This is a genomic window from Azospirillum oleiclasticum (genome assembly GCF_013423485.1).
GTDB lineage: Bacteria > Pseudomonadota > Alphaproteobacteria > Azospirillales > Azospirillaceae > Azospirillum > Azospirillum oleiclasticum.
Genome location: NZ_JABFFR010000103.1, coordinates 1 through 1348, shown reverse-complemented (window position 1 = coordinate 1348; position 1348 = coordinate 1). Strand labels below are relative to the sequence as shown.

The following is a 1348-nucleotide window of genomic DNA, read 5'->3' as shown; positions in this document are numbered from 1 at the left end:
CGCACCGAATGCGCTCCCGATGGCGACGAACGCTTTCCATTCGTCGCTCATCAAGTGCGCGTCGGAATCGACAGCAGCTTCCAGTACCCGCTCAGACCTTATCATCCATCAGTTTGGCATGACCAGAGCGTTGGCAGTGGGATCGCGTTGAGGATGAGGCGGGCGATCCGGCGCAATCCTCTGGTGAAGTAGGAGGTTTTGGAGCGGGCGACTTTTCCGGGCTGGGCGTTCACATGTTTTTTTCGGCGGGTGTCGGATTCGTCTCTGCATCCCACCGCCCGGTTGAGACGGCTGTGTAGATCGCCAGTGCCATGACGAGCAGGAGCCGGGCGAGACGGTCGGGATGCTGGATCTGGGTGTCCTCGATGCCGAAGCCGCGCGACTTGAAGTCCGAAAACATTGGCTCGATGGCCCAGCGGGCGGAATAGTCCAGTGTTTTCAAGTATCCCGGCGTCGCGGACATGGCGATGATCCACGGCTCGACATGCCCGGGATCGTGGATGACGCCGATGTTGGTGGTGGCCTTGCGGGCCGTCAGTTGCACGTTCTCCAGCGCGAAGATGCGGTCCTTGGCCAGTCGACCGGTCGTCGTCCGGCCCCCGGCGTCGCGGACGACCAGGTTGCCCTTCAGGCGCAGGCGGTAGTCCCAGCCGCGGTCCTGGCACCACCCGATCAGGTCGGCGGTGCCGTAGAAGCGGTCGGCCATGAGACAGACCTCGGCCCCGTCCGGCAGCAACGGCACGGCCGCGTCGAGCAGCGCCTCCTGGACCGCGAACCCGATGGCGCCCTCAGTCGCCTCCACCCGCCACAGCAGCGGCAGCGCCCGCTCGCCATGGCGGATCGCCAGCATCAGCACCTGATGGCGGTCATTGAGCTTGGACTGGTCGAGGATCAGCACCAGCGGTCGGCCCTGGGCCGCCAACGCGCCCAGCACCTCGCGGGCGAACGGCGCCATCACCGCATCCGGGTCGATCAGCGGGTTCTTCAGGACCCGCTCGATCCACTGATAGCGCATGTCGATGCGTTCGGCGTCGCGGGGCAGCCCGGCGGCCAAATCCATCAGGTTGGCGCTGCGCACATCGAGCATCGTTGCCACCAGCAGCGCCAGATTGACCCGCTGGGTCTTCCGCTGACCCGGAAGAAGGCGTCGGAGTTCCTGGGAAATCCCTTCCGCCAAAACCTGGAGGCCGTCCATGATCCCAATCCGCTTGAAACAACGCGGACTCCTTGAATCACACGACGATTCCCGACGTCAACGCCCGTTCATCAAAAACTGATGGATAGTGAGCGCTCAGCCTCGTCGAGCGACAGGTCAGCGACCACGGCGGCACGGGCTTCGCCGGCCGGT

At 64.7% G+C, this 1348-nt stretch carries 2 protein-coding genes; one reads left to right on the top strand and one right to left on the bottom strand.

Going from position 1 to position 1348, the window contains the following annotated elements:
• Positions 1-192: hypothetical protein (locus HL658_RS36775; RefSeq protein WP_211109945.1), on the top strand; the 192-nt coding region annotated here is incomplete at its 5' end.
• 37 nt (positions 193-229) lie between these two features.
• On the opposite strand, the gene HL658_RS36450 is transcribed toward HL658_RS36775, so the two are convergent.
• Positions 230-1198 carry a transposase gene (locus tag HL658_RS36450; protein ID WP_425485410.1) on the bottom strand — a complete coding sequence of 323 codons (969 nt, stop codon included), beginning with the start codon at positions 1196-1198 and terminating at the stop codon, positions 230-232.
• Positions 1199-1348: the final 150 nt, after the last annotated feature.